Consider the following 19,245-nt stretch of genomic DNA (forward strand, 5'->3'; position numbering starts at 1 on the left):
GCTCGCTATTGCTCGCCGCAAGCACCGGAAAGTCTGTGCTCGCAAGGCTTTCGCCCGCTACTAGAGCGGTGGGACTGCGTTGCAGCCACTGCAGAGAGCAGCCCAGCTCTGTAAGCACAAGCCAGGCCGCGGCCAGATCCCAGATCTTGGGCGTGGCCTCCAGAGCTGAGACGGTCTGGCCCATTGCCACGCTGACGAGGTTCAAGCTGGCCACACCGAGCAGGCGGATCTTGCCGGGAAACCTGCGGTCGGGGAGCTTCTGCAGCACGCCGATCGACCGGCTGCACAGGGACGCACAACCGGTCTGCAGCTGCTGGGTGGACGGCGGCAAGAGACGTTTGCCGTTACGCCACGCTCCCTGGCCCCGCACCGCCACGATGCGTTGTCGCAGCGGAGGGACATCAAGCAGGGCCAACACGGGAACCCCTGCCTCGAAGCGGGCCATCGAAATGGCCCAGTAAGGGATGCCCGCCGCGAAGTTGGTGGTGCCATCAAGGGGATCCACCACCCAGAACGCCTCTGTGGCAGGGACAAGATGCCTCCCCTCCTCGCTCAGCACCCCTTCGCCGGGATAGAGCTCAGCCAGGCCCTGCACCAGGGTCTCGTCACTCCAGCGATCGCAGGCGGTGATCAAGCTGCCATCGGCCTTGGCTTCGAATGCCATATGGCCAAAATCGTTGCGTTGCCGCTCTGCCACCGCATCAAGCAGGGAGTTGAGCCGCAGCGCATCCGCCGGCAACGCGTGGGCAAAGGTCATCCGAGCTCCATGGCAAGCACCTGGGTGAGGCTGCGGCTGGTGTCCTCACGGAACCGGTGCAGATTGACGCGGCTGAGCATCAGCAAGGCAGCCAGTGCGACCAGTGCCTCGATGCCCAGCACAAGAGCGAAGGGGGGGAAGGGTCCCTGCAAAGGGAAGAGTGCTCGACCAAGGTCGAGCAGGCCACCACCGAGCAACTTGGCGATGGCCCGGGACAATGCCTGGGCCAGGCCCCACACCCCGACAAAAGTGCCGGCCGCCTCGGGCAGGGTGAGATCAAGCATCAGGCAGAGCGCACTGTTGGTTCCGATGCCGGAAGCCAGGCCGAACAGGATCATCAGCCCTTGCAGAACTGCCACACGGGCGGTGAAGCCGGCCAGCAGGAGGAGCAATAAGGAGATCAGGATCAGCCGACAGCCAAGGCGGGCCGCCGCGAATTTGCCTAGACGCGGCACGATCCACAAACCGGCCAGGATCAGACCCACCAATGTGCCGGACCCCCAGAGCGCATTGAGCGACGCGGTGGCGGCGATGGGCATGCCGAACACATCAGCTCCATAGCTCTCCAGGATCGGGTCCTGGAGGAACAGGGCCAGGGTGAAAAGAATCAGGAAGGTGAAGAAGATCGCCACCTGCGCGCTTGATCGGATCAGACGCCAGGCCCGCGACAGGGTGATGGCGTCGTCGCGATCGGCGGCGCTGCTCAGTGATTCACCAGCCCGGGCGGGCTCGATCCCCCAGGTGGCCACGAGAGTGAGCAGGAACACCAGCCCGGCCGATCGCAGCATGAATGGCCCGAGAACCGTTTCAAGGGTGGTCCGATCTGTGATGCCATCGAGGCCGCGGAGGCTCAACGAAATGGCAATGGCACCGATCACAATGCCGATGGTGAGCATGCACCAGATGATGCTCACGGCCCGGGGGCGTTCCTGCTCCTGGGTGCGGTCGATCACCAGGGCGAGATACGGGGTGGTGGCCATCGACACCGCCAGCCCATAGAAGGCAAACAGCCCGCACAACAGCACCACCCCCAGCAGAACCGCCTGGCCGTCAGCGCTGTCCATGGCCTCCGCCAGGCGGAAGATCAAGGGAACCACCAACACCGCCAGAGCGCAGAAACAAGCGCTGCCCGCCCAGATGTAAGGCGTGCGATGCCGGCCAGCGATGGCGTGGCGATCGGAAATCTGGCCGAAAAGGATGCGCGACGGGGCAACGAACTGCTCGAAAGCCAGTGCTCCGCCCACCAACAAACCGGGGAAGCCCAGTTCGCTGAGCATGATCCGGTTCAGCAGACCGGCAAACACAACCGCGAGAAAACCGAGCGATCCCTGGAACAGACCCAACCGAATGGTGGTGACGAACGAAAGGCCTGGCCGCGCCGTCGCTGCTTGGGTCATCCGGGTGGTCGGCGACGACACCGTGACCCTATCAACGGAACCAAGTCAGCCAAAAGGGAAGTGGCGATCAGGGGGAAAGCGGTGCTGCGCCACCGGGTCCTCGGACCTCCGCCTGACAGGCAGGTTGGAGCGGCTGGGGATCGATTGGAATCTGGGTGGCGGGATCGACGGCCGGCTTGACCGCTTTTAATGCCGGAGGCTTGCAGAAGGCCACCTGATCAAGGCCCGTACGACGGCGCAGTTCCGCCAAGCGCTTGTTGTAGTCGGTGACGGCGGTGGCGTACCTCACCTCCGCCTGGGTGAGGTCGCGCTGGCTGTCAACCACTTCCCGCTGGGTGGTGACGCCGGCTTGAAACCGCAGCCTGGCCAACCGCAGCGCTTCACGGGAAGAGATCACCTCCCGGGACGTGGTGGTGATGTCGCGGTTGTTCTGCAGCAGCTGATAGAAACTGGTTTCCACCTCAAAGCGGATGGCATCCCTCCGGCTGGCGAAATTGAAGCGGTTCTGCTCTGCGGCCTGCTTCTGCTGACGGAACTCGGCGGCAGCGCGTCCGCCATCGAAGAGCGTCCAGCGAAGATTCAGACCAATGGCGTTGTCAATGGAGTAGGAGAAATTGTCGAAGTTGATAGACTGACCCTCCGGGACGTTGGTCTGACCATTGCTGCGATCCCAGCCAAAGTTATTGACGATGCTTAAGAATGGCTGCGTTGCGCCGAGGGAAGCGTTGGCATTGCTGTTCGCAATCGAGATGTCGAGCAACACTTGATCGAGCTCCTCGCGGAACGCAAAAGCCGCCACGATGCTCTCCTGCAACGAGGGAATCCAGGTGGCAAGAACCCGCGCAGGCTCCTTGGCCGTCGGGGTGATGTCTTGAGGGAGGTCGAGCAGAGCGGCCAGGCTGCGGCGGGCAATCGACTGGGAGGACAACTGGTTGGTGAGTAGCTGCTGGTCGCGGGCAAGCTGGGTTTCAGCCTGAAGCACATCCAGCTTGGTAGAGACACCCGCTTGGAACCGTGCACGAGCATCCTTAAGGCTGACGAGGGAGGCCCGCACAGACTCCTGACCGATCCTCACACCCTCGTCGCTGAGCTGAAGGTCGAAATAAGCCTGGGCAGCCTGCAAACGAAGATCTCGTAGGGCAATCAGGTATTGGTTCTGCGCTTTCTCGAAGGAATCGCGTGCTGCGGAAATCTGGGGAACCCGCTGCGGATTGATCAGATCCCAATTGATGCCGATATTCATCGAGGCACCGATCCGGGCACCAATGGTGGCACCGGTAGGAGCAAACAGTCCGGTGGCGGAGTTCTGGAAGCTGTAGTTATTACGGAGTGACGGGAAGTTGTTCTGGGTGGTGAGGTTGATTGTGGGATACCAGGCCGATATCTGAGCCCTGAGATTGGACTGCGCCTGCTCAACCTGTGACGCCACTGCCTTGAGGTTGGGGTTGTTCACCTCTGCCAGGGTTTCCACCTCCTGCAGGCCCAATGGACGGAGCTGCTGGATTCTCACTTGGGAAGGAAGATCCGGGAGTGCAAGCGGCGGGGGGGCAACCAACGGTTGCAGCGCTTCGGGCAACTGGCGAGCAGCCGGTGCAAGCACCGAGGGATCGGACAGCGGGCGCTCCCCCTTCAGCTCGGTAGCCGTGGGCAGGGCGCCAGAGCCGGCAGTGGAAGGCTGGGCAGGAGACGGAGCAGTGCCCGCAGCCTTGGAGCTTGGCTCAGCGGTGGTGGTGGGTTTCTGAGCAGTGGTGTCTGGGCCAGAAGGAAGGACTGAGGTGCTCTGTGCGAGCGATGGACGGGCGCCCAGCGGAAGGAACACCATCCCTGCCAGAGCACACGAAGCAAGGAGGGAGGGGCGCACGCGTCGTGAGACCTGATAACCAGCTGAGTTTAAGGAGGATGGGCAAGAGCGCCGACGCAGGCAGACACGAAATCATCTGCCCCATCCACGACCCGGATCGGCACCCCCAGACGGTCTTTGATCGCAGAAAGGGGGAGGTCGTCGAGGAACACCGGCTCTCCCTGCCGCAGCATCACCCCGGGTAGCAGAAGCATGTCGCCGAGATCCGCCCCGGCCAGCCCCGCCAACACATCTGAACCCGTTAAGAGGCCGGTGACCACCAGATCCTGCCCCCAGTAGGGGCTGGGCAAGCCGAACAACTGCAATGTCAACCCCTGCACTGCGTTGAGCCGCTCCACCACAGGCGAGAGCGCGCCGGCCACAAGTCCACCCACCACCCAACTGACACGCCGTGGAACGGCGAGGCGCTTCGGCAGGGAGGTGGTGGCCCGATCCAGCGCTTCGAGGAAGGCGCGAATGCTGCCGACGCCGTTTTCCTGCTGCGGCAGATCCTCGTAGTTGAGGCGCTCCGGCAGCGGCTGACCGGCCATCAGGTACCACTCATCGGACAGCCAGGCGAAACGAGTGTCGAGCTGCTGCTGGAAACCCTGCTGCAGCCGCTCCACCAGGGCGATCACCCTCCCGGCACAGGCAGGATCAACAGGCCTGAGGCCATCACCACTGGGGCGGAAGCGGGTGAGGCCAACGGGCACGACTGCGGCAGAGAGCACGGCAGGCCAGGACCCCGACGCAAACCCCGCCAGATCCTTGAGGGTGCGCTCGAGGGCAGGGCCATCGTTCAGGCCAGGGCAGACGACCACCTGGGCATGGATCTGCAGGCGACGTTCGGCGAACCAGACGAGCTGTTCCAGCAGCAAGCCCGCACGTGGATTCACCAACAGGCGGCTGCGCAGAGCCGGATCGGTGGCGTGGACGGAGACGAACAACGGCGACAGCCGCTGCTGTTCGATCCGCTCCCAATCGGCGGCAGTGAGGTTGGTGAGGGTGAGGTAAGAGCCGTAGAGAAAGCTGAGGCGGTAATCGTCGTCCTTGAGGTAGAGGCTGCCGCGACGCCCCGGCGGCTGCTGGTCGATGAAGCAGAAGGGGCAGTGGTTGTTGCACTGCCGCAGGCCATCAAACAGCGCCTCGGTGAAGCCGAGCCCAAGCCCCTCATCAGCCTCCTTCTCCAGCTCCACCCGATGACGCTCGCCGCCAGGATCCTCCACTTCAAGCACCAGCTCCTCTTCGCCCACCAGTACCTGCAGATCGATCAGGTCGCGTGGACGCACTCCATTGATGCTCAGCAGCCGATCACCGGGTTGGAAGCCCAGGTCTTCGCCGATCGAACCGGGCTCCACAGTGGCCACAACGGCGGGCTGGGGCTGACGGCCCGGGGTGGCATCGGCCAACGCCAGGCCGGCGGATGGTTCGTTCCACATCGGGCGGTGGGCATCAGGCTCCAGTGTGGAACCCAGCAGGCGGGGCTGGTGGGCCAAATCGCAAGGGCTCTGCTGGGCACGCGGGGTTGCTCTGTGCAGCAACGCTCCTGCCGGCTGCCGTCAATTGAGCAAGGCCGGGGCCGCCTGACGAGCCCAGACCAGCAATGCGACGCCGAAAACGAGCCGGTAGGCCACGAACACCCAGGTGCTGTGGGCCTGAAGGAAACGGAGCAACCAGGCGATCGCCAGCCAGGACACCACCGCCGCAGAGAGGATTCCGACCAGCAAAGGCAGCGGGCCCAGCGAGGCGCTGGCGGCAAACGCCGACTTCAGCTCCACCAGCCCGGCCAGGGTGATCGCCGGTATGCCGAGTAAAAACGAGAAGCGCGCGGCGGCAGGGCGCTGCCAGCCATCGAACAGCGAGGCCGTGAGGGTGCTGCCGGATCGGGACACGCCGGGGATGATGGCGAGCATCTGGGCAAGCCCGACCACCAGGCCATCAACGGGACGCACCTGGGGCAGTTCCTTGCGGCGACGGCCGACCACTTCGGCACAGGCCAGCAACAGCGCCATCACGATGGAGACGATCGCAATCGAGGGGATGCTGCGCAGCACGGAGGTTTCGTAGCCGCTCCAGAAGCGCTTGATGGCGCTGCCGGCGGCCACGATCGGCAAGGTTCCAACGGCCATGGCCAGTCCAAGTCGGGCGGACGGATCACGCCATTGCCCATGGCGGAAGGCCCGGGACATCCCCACCGCCACATCCAGCAGATCGCGGCGAAAGTAGAGCACCACGGCGGTAATGCTGCCGAGCTGGATCACGGCCGTGACGGCGACGCCGGGATCACCCCAACCCAGCAGCACGGGCACGACCTTGAGGTGGGCGGTGCTGCTGATCGGCAGGAATTCGGTCAGTCCCTGGACCACACCCAGCACAAGGGCCTGCCAGCAGGCCTCCAGCAGTCCCGGTGCCTGGGACGGAAGGACAGGAGGCATGGGGACGGTCGTCAGGACATGACGTGACCTTATGGCGGGCGGCTCCCGCCAGCCACCCAGCAATCCCCTAAGGTTGGCAACCTTTCTTCATACGTACAGGTGCCCGGGGTTTCGCTCTACCTTGCCCGCGTCTCAACCCTGGAGCGATCCCCCGAGGTGGTTCTGGCTCTACCACGGTCATCGAGGGGCACCTGGCCAGCGAAGCACGCCCCTGCCACGCGCGAGCTGCGCTGGCTCCTGCCGGTCGCCGTGGGGATGCTCGTGGCCCTGCCGGTGTTTCTGCAGGCGCCATGGGTGCGGTTGCATCCCACCAGCGCCACCGCCTTCACAACCGTGCTGCTGAGCGCCGGGCTGTTGCTCGGCTGGCGCGGCCAGGGCCAGTGGCGCGAACTGGGCGGCGTGCTGGTGGGCTTCAGCGGCAGCTGGCTGGCTGGTTGTCTGTTCTGGGGGTGGTTCCGTCTGCACCCGGCCTGGCATCTGCCGGTCGAAGCCTTCGCTGTGCCAATCGCCTGGGCCGGACTCTCGACCCGCTGGCGCAGCGCCGGGGCTTTCTACCTCGCCTCCCTGCTGGGAACGGCCTGCACGGATGGCGCCATGCTGCTCACGGGCGTGATGCCCCTCTGGCCCCAGGTGCTTCAGGCACCAGCCGAGCAGGCGCCCGAGCTGCTGCGCAAAGCCGCGGAGCTCGTGTTGCAGCCGCTGGCGCTGATCGAAATCGCCACGATCGCCACCGGGCTGATCCTGCTTGGGCGGCGCTGGTGGCCGCAGGGAGCCAGTGGTCGGGTGGCGGCAGCCGCCTTGATCACCACCCTCGCGGTTGATGGGATTTTCCTGGGTGCAGCGCTGTTGAGCCCGCACCTGAGCGGACTGATCTGATCCCACCTGCTGAGCGGCTCCGGCTGGGCCTTTCAAGCAGGGCCAAGGCCAGGGAGGTCTGATCTGGAGCGAAGCCTCCCGCCCGTTCATGGGCCGATTGAAGAACTGCAAAAGCCAGGGGGCTGCGGTGCAGGGATCGCAGTGGGGCGCTGTAGCGTTGCAGCGGTGCCGACCGGCTGCCTCAACAGGAGATTTTCGATGAAACGGGTGGTTGCCTGGCTGATGAGTGGTGTGCTTCTTGCGGGCCTGCTGATGGCCATGGCTCTGCCCCCTGCGGCCGTCGCTGATGCCCCGCGCAACGTGGCGGACGACAAGATCGCCGCTGCCGTCGGGAAGGTGGACCTCAACAACTCTCCGGTCCGTAGCTTCCAGCAATTCCCTGGGATGTACCCCACGCTGGCCGGCAAGATCGTGCTGGGCGGCCCTTACGAATCCATTGACGACGTGCTCAGCCTTGACCTCACGGAGCGCCAGAAGGAGCTGTTTGAGAAGTACCGCGATAACTTCACAATCACTCCTCCTTCCATTGCCCTCAACGAAGGCTTTGACCGCATCAACAATGGTGTCTACCGCTGATCCAGCTCTCTTCTGATTCCCATCTGGCCGCCGGGGTTCATCCGGCGGCTTTTTTGTCGTTCCGTTGACTGCATCGACCCCCCGGCCGTCGTCTTCCCAGCCACCGCTGGCGACCACCTGGGATGTGGTGGTGGTCGGCGGGGGCGCTGCCGGCCTGATGGCCTGCCTGGAGCTGCCGAGTGAACTGAGGGTGCTGCTGCTCAGCAAAGAGCGGGGCCCGCGCTCGGCAAGCCGCTGGGCGCAGGGGGGTATCGCCGCCGTGACACGCCCCGAGGACAGCTTTGCCAGCCACCGGGAGGACACACTCAAGGCCGGTGCAGGGCTCTGTGATCCTGCGTCCGTGGAGTTGCTCGTTCATGAAGCCCCCCGCTGCGTGGAACGCTTGCTCCAGCTGGGGATGGATTTTGATCGGGATGGCGCCAGCCTCAGCACAACACTTGAAGCAGCCCACAGCCATCGCCGCGTGCTGCACGCCCAGGACCGTACCGGCGGCGCCCTGGTGGATGCGTTGGAGCGGGCGGTTGAGCGGCGTGCCCTGCTGGTGCGTTGCCAGGGGGTGATGGCGCTGCAGCTCTGGGTCGAAGCCGGCCGTTGCCAGGGGCTGCAGGTGCTGGAGGGCGACCAGGTGCGCTGGCTGCGTGCTGGGGCCGTGGTGTTGGCCAGTGGCGGCGGCGGACATCTGTTCGAGAAAACCACCAATCCCAGCCAGGCCACCGGCGACGGCGTGGGCATGGCCTGGAGGGCGGGAGCCCAGGTGCGTGACCTGGAGTTCGTTCAGTTCCACCCCACGGCGCTGATGCTCCCCGGCGCTCCTCACTTCCTGATCTCTGAGGCCGTGCGGGGTGAAGGCGCCAAGCTGCTCGACAGGCAGGGCCGCAGCCCGGTGCGCGCCCTGGCGGGCGGGGATCTGGCGCCTCGCGACCAGGTCAGCCGGGCGCTGGTGCGCACGATGCACGAGCAAGGTGTGGACCACCTCTGGCTCGATCTGCGCCCCATCGGCGGCGCACGGATGGAGAAGCAGTTCCCCACGATCCTGGCCCGTTGCCGCCAACTGGGCCTTGAACCGGCCGATGCACCGATCCCGATCGCTCCCGCGGCCCACTACTGGATGGGAGGCGTCAGCACTGACCTCAACGCCGCCACCAGCCTTCCTGGCCTGTATGCCGTGGGGGAAGTGGCCTGTACGGGGGTGCATGGGGCCAACCGACTCGCGAGCAACTCGCTGATGGAATGTCTTGTGTTCGCCCGCCAGTTGAGCCGGATCCAGCTGAACGACACCTTCACGGCACCGCGCCCTGTTGCTGCACGAAGTGGAGCTCCGGGGGCGATGTTGTTCTCCGGCTCTGTGGGAAGCTTCGGGGGCAACGGGGCCGGGCCCGCCGGCGTGAGCCCCGGGCTCAGCCGCGGTGTGAGCGCTGAAACGATTGCCGCTCAGGTGGCGTCGCTGCGACGCCGCTGCTGGCGGGTGGCCGGCGTTGAGCGACGCGGCACGGCCCTGCGTCAGGGCCTGGCGGCGATCCAGGAGCAACGCAGCGCGATGGAGAGGCTGGCTCTGCTGGCCGAGGTGGCGCAGCTGGCGCCTTCAGATCAGCTGGAACTTCCCGCTGATCAGCTGGGGCTGATCCGACCACTGCAGGATCTGCTGCGGCAGCTGGAACTGGGAGAGCTGTTGATGGAGGCCGCCCTCTTTCGCACCGAAAGCAGGGGGGGGCATTTCCGCACCGATTGCCCCGGCTCCCAACCCTTCTGGCAACGCCACACCGTGCAGCAGCAGGGGCAGACAATCAGCACGGCGCCACTGGAGAAGGCCCTGGCCCTTGGCTCCTAGCTGTTCAGCCCCCTGGCCTCAGCACCTCGAGCTTCAGGGGCAGCAAGGGGAACTTTGCTTTGGGGACAGCTCAGCAGTTGGTGGGCGGAGCCACCGCTCAGAAGTCAGGATCAAAAGTCAGTCGGTCCGGTGTAGCCAGAGGCATTGGCAAGGCCGGCGAGCGGCTTCACGCCGGATGTGATCTGGCCGCGGATCTCCCAGGAGGGGAAGCCCTGCACGTTCTTCTCCTTGCAGAGGGCGGTCTGGCTGTTGGCGCCATCGGGGGCGCACTCAATGATGGTGAGCGATTTGGTCGCCTCCTTGCCGAACAGCTCCTTCTGCTCGTGGCAGTGGGGGCACCAATAGGCCGAATACATCACCGCTCCCTCCGCCTTCAGGTGCTTGGCGAGGGCGATTGTGGCCGGCGTGCTGGGCCGGACCACCTCGGGGGGCATGCCCTGGGTGCTGAGGGCAGCCGGACGGTCGACGGAGGCGGCCCAGCCGAGGCCCGCCAGACCCACCACCAGCAGCACCAGCACACCGCGGAACACCAGCTGGCCAGGATCCTCCCAATCACCACCGATCAGGCTGAGCACCAAGGCTGAAACACTCAGCAGCGCGGAGAGCACGCAGAAGAAACAGAAGGCCTGGATCTTGAAGATCAGCAGGCCCATCAGCACGAGGCTGAACACCGACATGGCGCCGCTCAGCAGGAACAGGCCCCACCAGCTGCGACTCTGCAGGTCGCTGCCACGCTCGCCGCGCACCACCAGCGGCACCACCGCCAGCAGCAGCAAGGCCGCGTAGGCCAGAAAACCGAACAGGGAGAGGGGTTGGCCGAACAGGCTGCCCCAGACGCTGCTGAGCACCTTGTCGCAGCCATCCCCACCACCAGGACAGCTGAGGGGGCCGATCAGGCCCCAGCGCTTGAGGGTGATGGCACCGGTATCAATCACACCGACCGTGGCCAGCACGGCAATGGCCACCCGCGCCCAGCGGCTGCCGGCTTCACCGCGGCGACGGCTACTGAGTCGGCTGGTAAGACGGGAGGGGGTCAAAGGACTGACGCTCGCTGCAGCGATTGTGGCAGCTTCCGTTTCGGGGCGCCCACCGGCGGGCCGGAGGTCACCACCCGCCCATCTGGGCGCGGGGCGTGTGCCGGCGAACGGCTCTTCTCCCATAGGGTGTTCCATTGGCCCTTCGACGGCCCCGGTCTTCCCTCCCCCATGCGCCAAGCCGCCGTCAGGGCCGGCATCGATTCCTCGCTGGTCGGTTCCGCCCCTTCCCTCGCTCCGGATTCGCCGGCCGGCGCTCCTGTGGAGGCCAGCCGTCCGCCCACCGTGGCCTTCGCGCACCTCGGCTGCGAAAAGAACCGGGTGGACACCGAGCACATGCTCGGCCTGCTGGCAGAAGCCGGCTATGGCGTCAGCGCCGATGAGAGCGAGGCCTCGGTGGTGGTGGTGAACACCTGCAGCTTCATCCAGGACGCCCGGGAGGAATCGGTGCGCACCCTGGTGGAGCTGGCTGAGCAGGGCAAGGAACTGATCATCGCGGGATGCCTGGCCCAGCACTTCCAGGAGGAACTGCTGGATGCCCTGCCGGAAGCCAGGGCGATCGTGGGCACCGGCGACTATCAGCACATCGTGGAGGTGCTGCGGCGGGTGGAGGCAGGCGAACGGGTGAACCGGGTGAGCGCCACCCCCACCTTTGTGGCCGATGAGCACCTGCCCCGGTATCGCACCACCTCGGAGGCGGTGGCTTACCTGAAGGTGGCCGAAGGCTGCGACTACCGCTGCGCCTTCTGCATCATTCCCAAGCTGCGCGGCGATCAGCGCTCCCGCACGATCGAGTCGATCGTGGCGGAAGCGCAGCAACTGGCGGCTCAGGGGGTGAAGGAGCTGATCCTGATCAGCCAGATCACCACCAATTACGGCCTCGACCTCTACGGGCGTCCGCAGCTGGCGGAGCTGCTGCGCGCCCTCGGCGAGGTGGAGATTCCCTGGATCCGCGTGCACTACGCCTACCCCACGGGCCTGACGCCCCCGGTGCTCGCCGCCTACCGGGAAGTGGCCAACGTGCTGCCCTACCTGGATCTGCCCCTGCAGCACAGCCATCCGGACGTGCTCCGAGCCATGAACCGCCCCTGGCAGGCGAACGTGAACGGCGACCTGCTGGATCGCATCCGCGAGCTGCTGCCCGAGGCGGTGCTGCGCACCACCTTCATCGTGGGCTTCCCAGGCGAAACCGAGGAGCACTTCGAGCACCTGCTCCACTTCGTGACCACGCAGCGCTTCGATCACGTGGGGGTGTTCACCTTTTCGCCTGAGGAGGGAACGGCGGCCGCCGATCTGCCCGATGCCGTGCCCGCCGCCGTGGCCCAGGAGCGCCGCAACCGGCTGATGGAAGCGCAGCAGCCGATCGCCGCCGAACGCAACGGCGCCTGGGTGGGGCGGATCGTCGATGTGCTGATTGAGCAGGAGAACCCTGCCACCGGCGAACTGATCGGCCGCTGCGCCCGCTTCGCGCCCGACGTGGATGGCGATGTGCGGGTGAAGCCGGGCGAGGGCGGCCTGACCGCCTCCCCGGGCCAGATGGTGCCGGTGCGGATCACCGCGGCCCATCCCTACGACCTGGAAGGGGAAGTGGTGGGCTCGGCGGCGATGGTGCTTCAGGCCCGAGCCTCGCGCGGAAGCAGCGATTGAAGGGCTGGATCCGGCGGCATCAACGCACCACCTTTCTGATCGCTTCAGGGGTGAGCACGGCCGGATCCTTCGCCGGCCTCACGGCCAAGGCCTGGATCCTGATGGACGGCACGCGCAACCCTCTGCTGCTGGCCATCAATTTCGCGGCGCTGGCCCTGCCCAGCCTGCTGGTGAGCGGCCCGGCCGGGGTGCTCACCGACCGCCTCGGCAGTGAGCGGATCCTGGTGCTGTCCCAGTGGGGGCTGGTGGGCGGCGCTGCCCTCGGGGCGATCACCATTCCCCTGCTGACCGGCACGGCCCAGGTGGCGCTGTTGATGCTGAGCACGCTCGTGGTGGGGCTCGCCAGCGCCTTTGAGCTCACGGCGCGCCAGAAGTACTGCGCCCTGCTTGTGGAGGAGCCACAGCAGCTGGCCCCTTATCTGACCAGTTTCGCGGTGGTGTTCAACGTGGGGAAGCTGGTGGGTCCTCCGGTGGGAGGGATGTTGCTCGCCCTGAGCGGCCCGGCGGTCACGCTCACGATTGATGCCGCGTCCTATCTGTTGCCGATCGCCACGGTGGTGTGGCTACTGGCGCCGCACCGGGACGCGGAGCAGCGCAGTGGCGGTGGTTCGGCCTCCAGCCTGGGAACCGCCTGGCGGGAGTGCGGGTCGCCGCTGCGCCACGTGCTCGTGTTCACCGGCCTGGCCTGCCTGGCGGTGTTCTTCCATCCGGGGCTGGCCCCGTTGATCGCCGCGGAGGTGCTCGGGCCCAGCCCCCAGGACCTCGGCCTGTTCACCAGCGTGCTGGCGGCCGGCAGCATCAGTGGAGGATTGCTGCTGCAGCGCCACAGCGCCTGGCTCAGCCGCCGCCCTTCCCTGCTGCTGGGTGGCGCCACACTGCTCACGGCCCTGGGCCAATTGCTGATGGCCGCGCCGCTGGGCAGCGGCTTCCACCTGCTCACCACCTTCCTGATCGGTGCCGGTACCGCCTGCCTGCTGGCAGGGAGCAGCCTGATCACGCAGGTGGCTGCCCCGGTGGTGCTGCGCGGCCGCATGGCCGGGCTGGCTCAGATCGCCTTTCTTGGGGGTGGGGGCCTGAGCGGTCTGCTGGCCGCGGCCCTCAGCCTGCGGGTGGGACTGCCCGCCACATTCGCCCTGATGGGGTCGGTGGGACTCACACTTGCCGTGCTGGAACTGGCCCAAGGTCGGGGACGGCTGCTGCTCCAGGAGGCCTGAGGGGCCTCAGAGCCGCTGACTGCCTTGAGCTGCTGAAGGCTGTGGTGTCGCCTCAGATCAGCTTGATGCCGCGCAGCACGGTGGTAAGCGCGAAGGCGGTGACCAGACCACCAGCCACGAGACCCAGATACAGCGCAATGCCCATGGCGATGGATGCGAAATCGTCCACCCATTAGAGCAGAACAAGCCTTCTTCCTTGAGGAGCCCCTAGGGTGGCTGCTACTCACGGCAGTTCCCTGCCGCCTCCAGCGGCGTGGGTTTCGTGTCTCCCCCTCACCCGGAACGGCATGCGCGCCCTGCTCATCTACCCGGAATTTCCCAAGACCTTCTGGAGCTACGAGAAGATCCTCGAGCTCGTCAACCGGAAGGTTCTGCTGCCCCCACTCGGCATGGTGACTGTGGCGGCCCTGTTGCCGCAGCACTGGGAGTTCAAGCTGGCCGACCGCAACGTGCGCGAGGTGACCGAGGCGGAGTGGGCCTGGGCCGAGCTGGTGATCATCTCGGGGATGATCGTGCAGAAGGCCGACATGGCCACCCAGATTGCCAAAGCCAAGCAGCGGGGCCTGCCGGTGGCCGTGGGCGGCCCCTTCGCCAGCTCCACACCCGACGCACCTGAGCTCGATCTCGCCGACTTCAAGGTGCTTGACGAGGGGGAGATCACCCTGCCGATGTTCATCGAGGCGATCGAAAGCGGCGCCTCCAGTGGCCGGTTCAGCTCCAACGGCGAGAAGCCGGATGTGACCGGCACGCCGATCCCGCGCTTTGACCTGCTTGAGCTGGATGCTTACGACTCCATGTCGGTGCAGTTCTCGCGGGGCTGCCCATTCCAATGCGAGTTCTGCGACATCATCGTGCTGTACGGGCGCAAGCCACGCACCAAGACCCCGGAACAACTGATCGCCGAACTTCAGTTCCTCTACGACCTGGGCTGGCGGCGTTCGATCTTCCTGGTGGATGACAACTTCATCGGCAACAAACGCAACGCCAAATTGTTGCTGCCTGCACTCAAGCAGTGGCAGATCGAACACGACTACCCCTTCAGCTTTGCCACTGAAGCCTCTGTCGATCTCGCCTCCGACGAGGAGATGATGCAGATGATGGCGGAGAGCCGCTTCGACAGCGTGTTCCTGGGCATCGAAACACCGGACGAAGCCAGCCTTGAAACGGCGCGAAAACTCCAGAACACCCGGAGTTCCCTGGAGGAGTCCGTCGACAGGATCACCTCGTATGGCATCCGGGTGATGGCTGGCTTCATCATCGGTTTCGATGGTGAAAAGACCGGCGCCGGCCAGCGCATCGTGGAGTTCGTGACTCGCACCGGTATCCCCGCCGCGATGATGGGCATGCTCCAGGCCCTGCCGAACACCGGGCTGTGGCACCGGCTGGAGAAGGAAGGCCGTCTGATTCAGGACAAAGCCGCCGCCAAGGGCGTGAACCAGACAAACCTGCTCAACTTCGTGCCCACCCGGCCGATCCGTGACATCGCCAATGAATACGTCGATGCGTTCTGCGCGCTCTACGAACCCAATGCCTACATGGACCGGGTGCACAGCTACTACCTCAAGGTAGGGGCGCCGCGCTGGCATCAGTTCCTGCGACCGTCGACAGGGTTGCCCAAACTTCCCGCCATGAGTGACGTGCGCGCCCTGAGCATCGTGGTGTGGAGGCAAGGCATCAGGCGCAACACCCGCACCCGCTTCTGGCGCTACATGCTCGACATCGCCCGTCGCAATCCGAGCCAGCTTGAGCAGTTCCTGGTGGTGCTGGCCCACAACGAGCACTTCCTGGAATATCGCAGCGTGGTGACGATGGAGATCCAGGAGCAGCTCAAGACACTGCCGCCCGAACTCCCTCCCGCCACCAGCGTGGAGAAGGAGCTGCAGCCCGCCTGAACTCCGGCAGGCTTCCCCTCAGGGCTTCAATCCTGAACATACGGAAGCCCGCTGTGGAGGCAGGCTTCCGCCTTCTGCAGTTCGCGCCCGATATAGAGGGCGTGGTCGAGGCGACTGAGCGGCAACGGTTCCGTGCTTTCAGTGAGCCGGATGCCGAGTTCCTTGGCGCTCCGGCCCCGGTAGGTGGCCACTGGCGTGCGTGACCCGTTGCCGCGGCAGCTCAGCACCTCACCGGTGTCGGGGTCGGTGGCGAGGCCGCGATCATCGATGCCGTTGCTGTAGTGCTCGGCCACCAACTCACCGGCCACGGCATCCACCTTGATCAGGAAGTAGCCGGCGGGATCGAGGGCGATGGAGCGCTGCGACAGCCGTTCATCGAGGCTGTCACGCTCGCTGAGGAGAGTGTTCATCGGCTGATCGTAGGAATCAGGCCGCTGCCAGGGGCAACTCCCGCCGACAGAACGGCAGCTCCGCGTTGACGGCTTCGATCTCCTCCAGCAGCTGGGCGTTGGCCTGCGGCAGCCACTGGCGCACGAGGCGGTCGAAGCGGGGGTCGCTCCAGCGGTGCAGGCTGGCCCGCGGCTGAGCCACGAAGCCGCGGCGGCGCTTGTGGCTGCCGCCCGCACCGGGATCGAACCAGCGCAGACCCTGACCGATCGCCCACTCGATCGGGGCGTAGTAGCAGACATCGAAGTGCAGGTTCTCGATCTCCTCGTTGCTGCCCCAGTAGCGGCCCCACAGCCCTTCCTGACTGCGCACGCACAGGGACATCGCCACCGGCACCAGCGGATCGCCGCGGTGGGCGCTGAACAGGACAAGGTCGTGGCGGAGGTGTTCGGCCGCGTAGCGGAAGAACTCCTCGGTGAGGTATTTGCTGCCCCAGGCCCCCCAGCGGGCGCAGTGCTGCTCATAGAAGCCATGCATGCGCGCCAGCATCACTGCCGGGATCTCCTCCCCCACCAGTGGGCTCACCGTGAGGCCGGCGTCTGCAACGGCGCGGCGCTCACGGCGGATGTTGCGCCGCTGGTTGGCATTGAAGCCGAGCAGATAGTCGTCGAAGCTGGCGAAACCGGGGTTGCTCCAGAGGCTCTGCTGGTTGAGCCAGGTGGCCCAGCCCGCGGCCTCCGCCAGCGGTTGCCAGCTCGGATCGACGTACAGCAGGTTGCAGCTCAACAGCCGCTGCTCCCGGCAGAAGTGATCGATCTCCTCGAGCATCAGGCGGGTGAGCGCGGCCTCGTCTTCGCCGGGGGCCATGTGAAAGCGGTACCCCTGCACCGGGCTCACCGGGCTCATCCCCACCAGCTTGGGGTAGTAGCGCAGGCCCATCTGTCCTGCGAGCTGCGCGAAGGATTGATCGAAAACGAACTCCCCGTAGCTGTGGCCCTTCAGGTAGAGCGGCGCCAGGGCCACCAGCGCGTCGCCGCGCCACACCCCCAGGTGGCAGGGTTGCCATCCTTGACGGGGAACGATGCTGCCGGAGGCCTCCAGACCATGCAGCCAGCGCCAGCTGAAGAACGGGATCCCGGCAGCGCCGCAGAGTTCCTGCCACTGGATTTCGCTGAGCCCGGCCGTGGAGGGGTGCCAGCGGGTCTCAAGTTCAGCCATGCCGCCGGACCACGCTCGTGCATCGCGCCGGACGCAAAACTAACCACAGGAGCCGGATGACGGTGCGCCACCGAACCCTCAGGGGTCATCCCCTGGCCAGGCTGTTGGGGCTGGGCCTGCTCGTTGCCACCGCTGGCAGCGGCCAGCCGGCGCAGGCGAGCCTGCTGCAACCCCTGCTGCTGCTGATGCGTCCCCAGCTGGAGAACCGACTGGCCGATTTGTGTGTGCGCCTGGGCGCAGGGGGCGAGACCAGGCTGGAGCAGAGCCTGCGCCAACCCTGCCGCCAGCTGGCGGGGCCCGTGAGCACCTGCCTGATCCGGGAATCGGAAGCCACCGGTCGCACCCTCGGCGTGATCACCGAAATGGTGGGCGGCCGCTTCGGCGACGACAGCGAGGTGGTGGCCAAGCGCTGCGCCGCCAAGCTGCTGGGCCTGCCACCCGAGAGCCTGAAGGATGTGTCGCTGGAAGATCTCGGGCGCCGCTTCAGCTCTCAGGGTTCACCCTGAAGAGTGGCCAAGGGAGCTCTGCGCCGGTAGCGCAGCAGCAGTTCCCCGCCACCGAGGTCGCGGTGCTCCAGCAGCTCCCAGGCCGAAGCCGAGGCGGGCGCCGCCGCCGGCAGCCAGCTGTGAGTCCCGCCCAGCAGGAGCGGGCACAGGGTGAGGTGCAGCTCGTCCACCAGCTGGGCAGCCAGCAAAGCTCCCGCCAGTTCGGCACCCCCGAGCAGCACCAGACGCTCCAGCCCCAGGGCGCGCAGCTCCGCCAGACAGGCGGGCCAGTGGCGCAGCGGCAGCCGGCGCTCAAAGCCGGCAGGTAACGGCGGCAGCGGCTGAGCTGGGCCGGCGGCCTGCAGCAGCCAACGGCTCAGCGGCTGGCTGAAAAACGGCAACGCGGGCTCGAGCTGGCCGCTGCGGCTCACCACCACGGCCAGCGGCTGCGGTGAACGGCCCTGGGCGGCGCGCCGGGCCAGCAAGCCGGGCTCGCGGATCAGACAGGTGCTGCCGTGCACACGCAAGGTGCGGGCTCCGATCAGGCAGCCATCAGCCCAGGCGAGGGACTCTTCCAGCACGGCGCGATCGCCGGAACCGCCGAGCTGGGCAGCACCGCCCCCGGCGGGAGCCAGGCGGCCATCAACGCTGATCGCCAGCACCAACCGCAGCTGGGGCAGCGGGAGGGTGGCGGCGGAGTGGCTCAGGCGCAGGCGAGGGCTTCGAGCGCCAGCGGGCGCATCTCCAGCTGCGGCACCTCGGCATAGACCTCGGCAGCGTTGTTGGGGCTCTCCTGCAGCCGCACCTTGTGGAGCATGGCACCGGTGGCGGAAACGGGAGCGCTCAGCAGATCGGCGATGTGCAGCGCGATGTTCTCGGCGGTGGGCACGCAGTCGGCGAAATGGGGCACATCCTTGTTGAGGAAGGTGTGGTCGAAGGGCTCCACCACCAGGTCATTCACCAACCGCTGCAGCTCGGCCAGATCGCAGACCATGCCGGTGCGGGGATCGATCGCGCCGCGCACGGTGATGTCGAGCAGGTAGTTGTGGCCATGGCCGTGCGGGCGGGCGCACTTGCCGTAGATGGCTTCGTTTTCAGCCATCGAGAGCTCGGGCCGGGCCAGACGGTGGGCCGCGGCGAAGTGGGTGCGGATCGAGAGGAAGGCTTCCATGGAATCGCCGAGGACATCGGCCCAGAGGTTGGATTGCTCGTAGAGGCGCAGACCCACCACGGGGAGGTGGGGAGCCAGCCGCTGCCAGATCACCTGGCAGAGGGCTTCGGTGGTGGGCAGGCGGCCCTCGGGCCGGCGCAGATCGAACTCCGGCCAGCACGCGTTGAGGAACCGGAAATCGAGCGCATCGGTGACTTCACGCCGGATGGCGTGCTTCACCTCGGAGAGGTTGAGCACCATGCCGTCACCATCGAGCGGGCCAGCCATCGCCACGATCAATTCGTAGTTGTGGCCATGGCCGGGAGCCAGGCTGCAGCGGCCGAAGCGCTCCTGGTTCTGCTCGGGCGTGAGTTCAGGCAGCACATACAGATGGCTGGCACTGAAGGTGGCCCTGCGGGTGATCACGCAGCCGCGGCCGCGGCCATGGCGCTGGGATCTGGTGGCAGGTGCCGTCATCACCGGAAAGTCTGAAGAGTCATCCTAGGGAT

18 protein-coding genes are annotated in these 19,245 nt (G+C 66.3%); 7 read left to right on the forward strand and 11 right to left on the reverse strand.

Annotation, left to right across the window (positions count from 1 at the left end; all coding sequences use genetic code 11):
* The 5 genes from ACWJI3_RS15175 to ACWJI3_RS15195 all read right to left on the reverse strand — a co-directional run.
* Positions 1–757: inositol monophosphatase family protein (locus ACWJI3_RS15175; RefSeq protein WP_480204105.1), on the reverse strand; the 757-nt coding region annotated here is incomplete at its 3' end.
* Positions 754–2,154, reverse strand: a complete 1,401-nt coding sequence (locus ACWJI3_RS15180) for a BCD family MFS transporter (protein WP_094514743.1) — start codon at positions 2,152–2,154, stop codon at positions 754–756. The genes ACWJI3_RS15180 and ACWJI3_RS15175, both read right to left, overlap by 4 nt.
* A gap of 67 nt (positions 2,155–2,221) precedes the next feature.
* The gene (locus ACWJI3_RS15185) at positions 2,222–3,976 is read right to left on the reverse strand and encodes a TolC family protein (protein WP_255141638.1); all 1,755 of its coding nucleotides are present in this window, start codon (positions 3,974–3,976) and stop codon (positions 2,222–2,224) included.
* 68 nt (positions 3,977–4,044) lie between these two features.
* Positions 4,045–5,433, reverse strand: a complete 1,389-nt coding sequence (locus tag ACWJI3_RS15190) for a TIGR03279 family radical SAM protein (RefSeq protein ID WP_480204106.1) — start codon at positions 5,431–5,433, stop codon at positions 4,045–4,047.
* A gap of 120 nt (positions 5,434–5,553) precedes the next feature.
* Positions 5,554–6,429: an undecaprenyl-diphosphate phosphatase gene (locus ACWJI3_RS15195; protein WP_255101437.1), complete on the reverse strand. Its 876-nt coding sequence runs from the start codon at positions 6,427–6,429 to the stop codon at positions 5,554–5,556.
* 99 nt (positions 6,430–6,528) lie between these two features.
* Between ACWJI3_RS15195 and ACWJI3_RS15200 the strand changes: the two genes are divergently transcribed.
* From ACWJI3_RS15200 to nadB, 3 genes are all read left to right on the forward strand, one after another.
* Positions 6,529–7,305, forward strand: a complete 777-nt coding sequence (locus ACWJI3_RS15200) for a DUF3120 domain-containing protein (RefSeq protein ID WP_480204107.1) — start codon at positions 6,529–6,531, stop codon at positions 7,303–7,305.
* A gap of 198 nt (positions 7,306–7,503) precedes the next feature.
* Positions 7,504–7,881: a photosystem II complex extrinsic protein PsbU gene (gene psbU, locus ACWJI3_RS15205; RefSeq protein WP_480204108.1), complete on the forward strand. Its 378-nt coding sequence runs from the start codon at positions 7,504–7,506 to the stop codon at positions 7,879–7,881.
* Positions 7,882–8,038: 157 nt separating this feature from the next.
* Positions 8,039–9,709 (forward strand): L-aspartate oxidase, encoded by a 1,671-nt coding sequence (gene nadB / locus ACWJI3_RS15210; protein ID WP_480204128.1) that lies wholly within the window; start codon positions 8,039–8,041, stop codon positions 9,707–9,709.
* Positions 9,710–9,819: 110 nt separating this feature from the next.
* Here the strand turns inward: nadB and ACWJI3_RS15215 are convergent, their stop codons facing one another.
* On the reverse strand, positions 9,820–10,746 hold the full coding sequence (locus ACWJI3_RS15215) for a vitamin K epoxide reductase family protein (protein WP_480204109.1): 927 nt from the start codon (positions 10,744–10,746) through the stop codon (positions 9,820–9,822).
* Between the two features lie 168 nt (positions 10,747–10,914).
* Here ACWJI3_RS15215 and rimO point away from each other — a divergent pair, with 168 nt between their 5' ends.
* Positions 10,915–12,390 carry a 30S ribosomal protein S12 methylthiotransferase RimO gene (rimO, locus tag ACWJI3_RS15220; RefSeq protein ID WP_094514760.1) on the forward strand — a complete coding sequence of 492 codons (1,476 nt, stop codon included), beginning with the start codon at positions 10,915–10,917 and terminating at the stop codon, positions 12,388–12,390.
* Positions 12,387–13,604, forward strand: a complete 1,218-nt coding sequence (locus ACWJI3_RS15225; protein ID WP_480204110.1) for an MFS transporter — start codon at positions 12,387–12,389, stop codon at positions 13,602–13,604. Before rimO ends, ACWJI3_RS15225 begins: the two co-directional genes overlap by 4 nt.
* 52 nt (positions 13,605–13,656) lie before the next feature.
* Here the strand turns inward: ACWJI3_RS15225 and petL are convergent, their stop codons facing one another.
* Positions 13,657–13,749 (reverse strand): cytochrome b6-f complex subunit PetL, encoded by a 93-nt coding sequence (petL, locus tag ACWJI3_RS15230; protein WP_094514767.1) that lies wholly within the window; start codon positions 13,747–13,749, stop codon positions 13,657–13,659.
* Between the two features lie 142 nt (positions 13,750–13,891).
* On the opposite strand from petL, the gene ACWJI3_RS15235 reads away from it, so the two are divergent.
* On the forward strand, positions 13,892–15,496 hold the full coding sequence (locus tag ACWJI3_RS15235) for a B12-binding domain-containing radical SAM protein (protein WP_094514770.1): 1,605 nt from the start codon (positions 13,892–13,894) through the stop codon (positions 15,494–15,496).
* Between the two features lie 26 nt (positions 15,497–15,522).
* Here the strand turns inward: ACWJI3_RS15235 and ACWJI3_RS15240 are convergent, their stop codons facing one another.
* Positions 15,523–15,906 (reverse strand): DUF4346 domain-containing protein, encoded by a 384-nt coding sequence (locus ACWJI3_RS15240; protein WP_094514774.1) that lies wholly within the window; start codon positions 15,904–15,906, stop codon positions 15,523–15,525.
* 16 nt (positions 15,907–15,922) lie between these two features.
* A complete protein-coding gene (locus ACWJI3_RS15245) occupies positions 15,923–17,101 on the reverse strand; it encodes a GNAT family N-acetyltransferase (protein WP_094514779.1) in 1,179 nt (392 codons plus the stop codon).
* Between the two features lie 56 nt (positions 17,102–17,157).
* Between ACWJI3_RS15245 and ACWJI3_RS15250 the strand changes: the two genes are divergently transcribed.
* Positions 17,158–17,607 (forward strand): hypothetical protein, encoded by a 450-nt coding sequence (locus ACWJI3_RS15250; protein WP_233133141.1) that lies wholly within the window; start codon positions 17,158–17,160, stop codon positions 17,605–17,607.
* Here ACWJI3_RS15250 and ACWJI3_RS15255 read toward each other — a convergent pair.
* Positions 17,592–18,299: a dihydrofolate reductase family protein gene (locus tag ACWJI3_RS15255; protein ID WP_480204129.1), complete on the reverse strand. Its 708-nt coding sequence runs from the start codon at positions 18,297–18,299 to the stop codon at positions 17,592–17,594. The two genes, ACWJI3_RS15250 and ACWJI3_RS15255, sit on opposite strands and share 16 nt — an antisense overlap.
* Positions 18,290–19,213, reverse strand: a complete 924-nt coding sequence (locus ACWJI3_RS15260; RefSeq protein WP_480204111.1) for a 6-carboxytetrahydropterin synthase — start codon at positions 19,211–19,213, stop codon at positions 18,290–18,292. Before ACWJI3_RS15260 ends, ACWJI3_RS15255 begins: the two co-directional genes overlap by 10 nt.
* Positions 19,214–19,245: the final 32 nt, after the last annotated feature.

It is taken from the genome of Marcopretia estuarina LEGE 06307, from assembly GCF_056633115.1.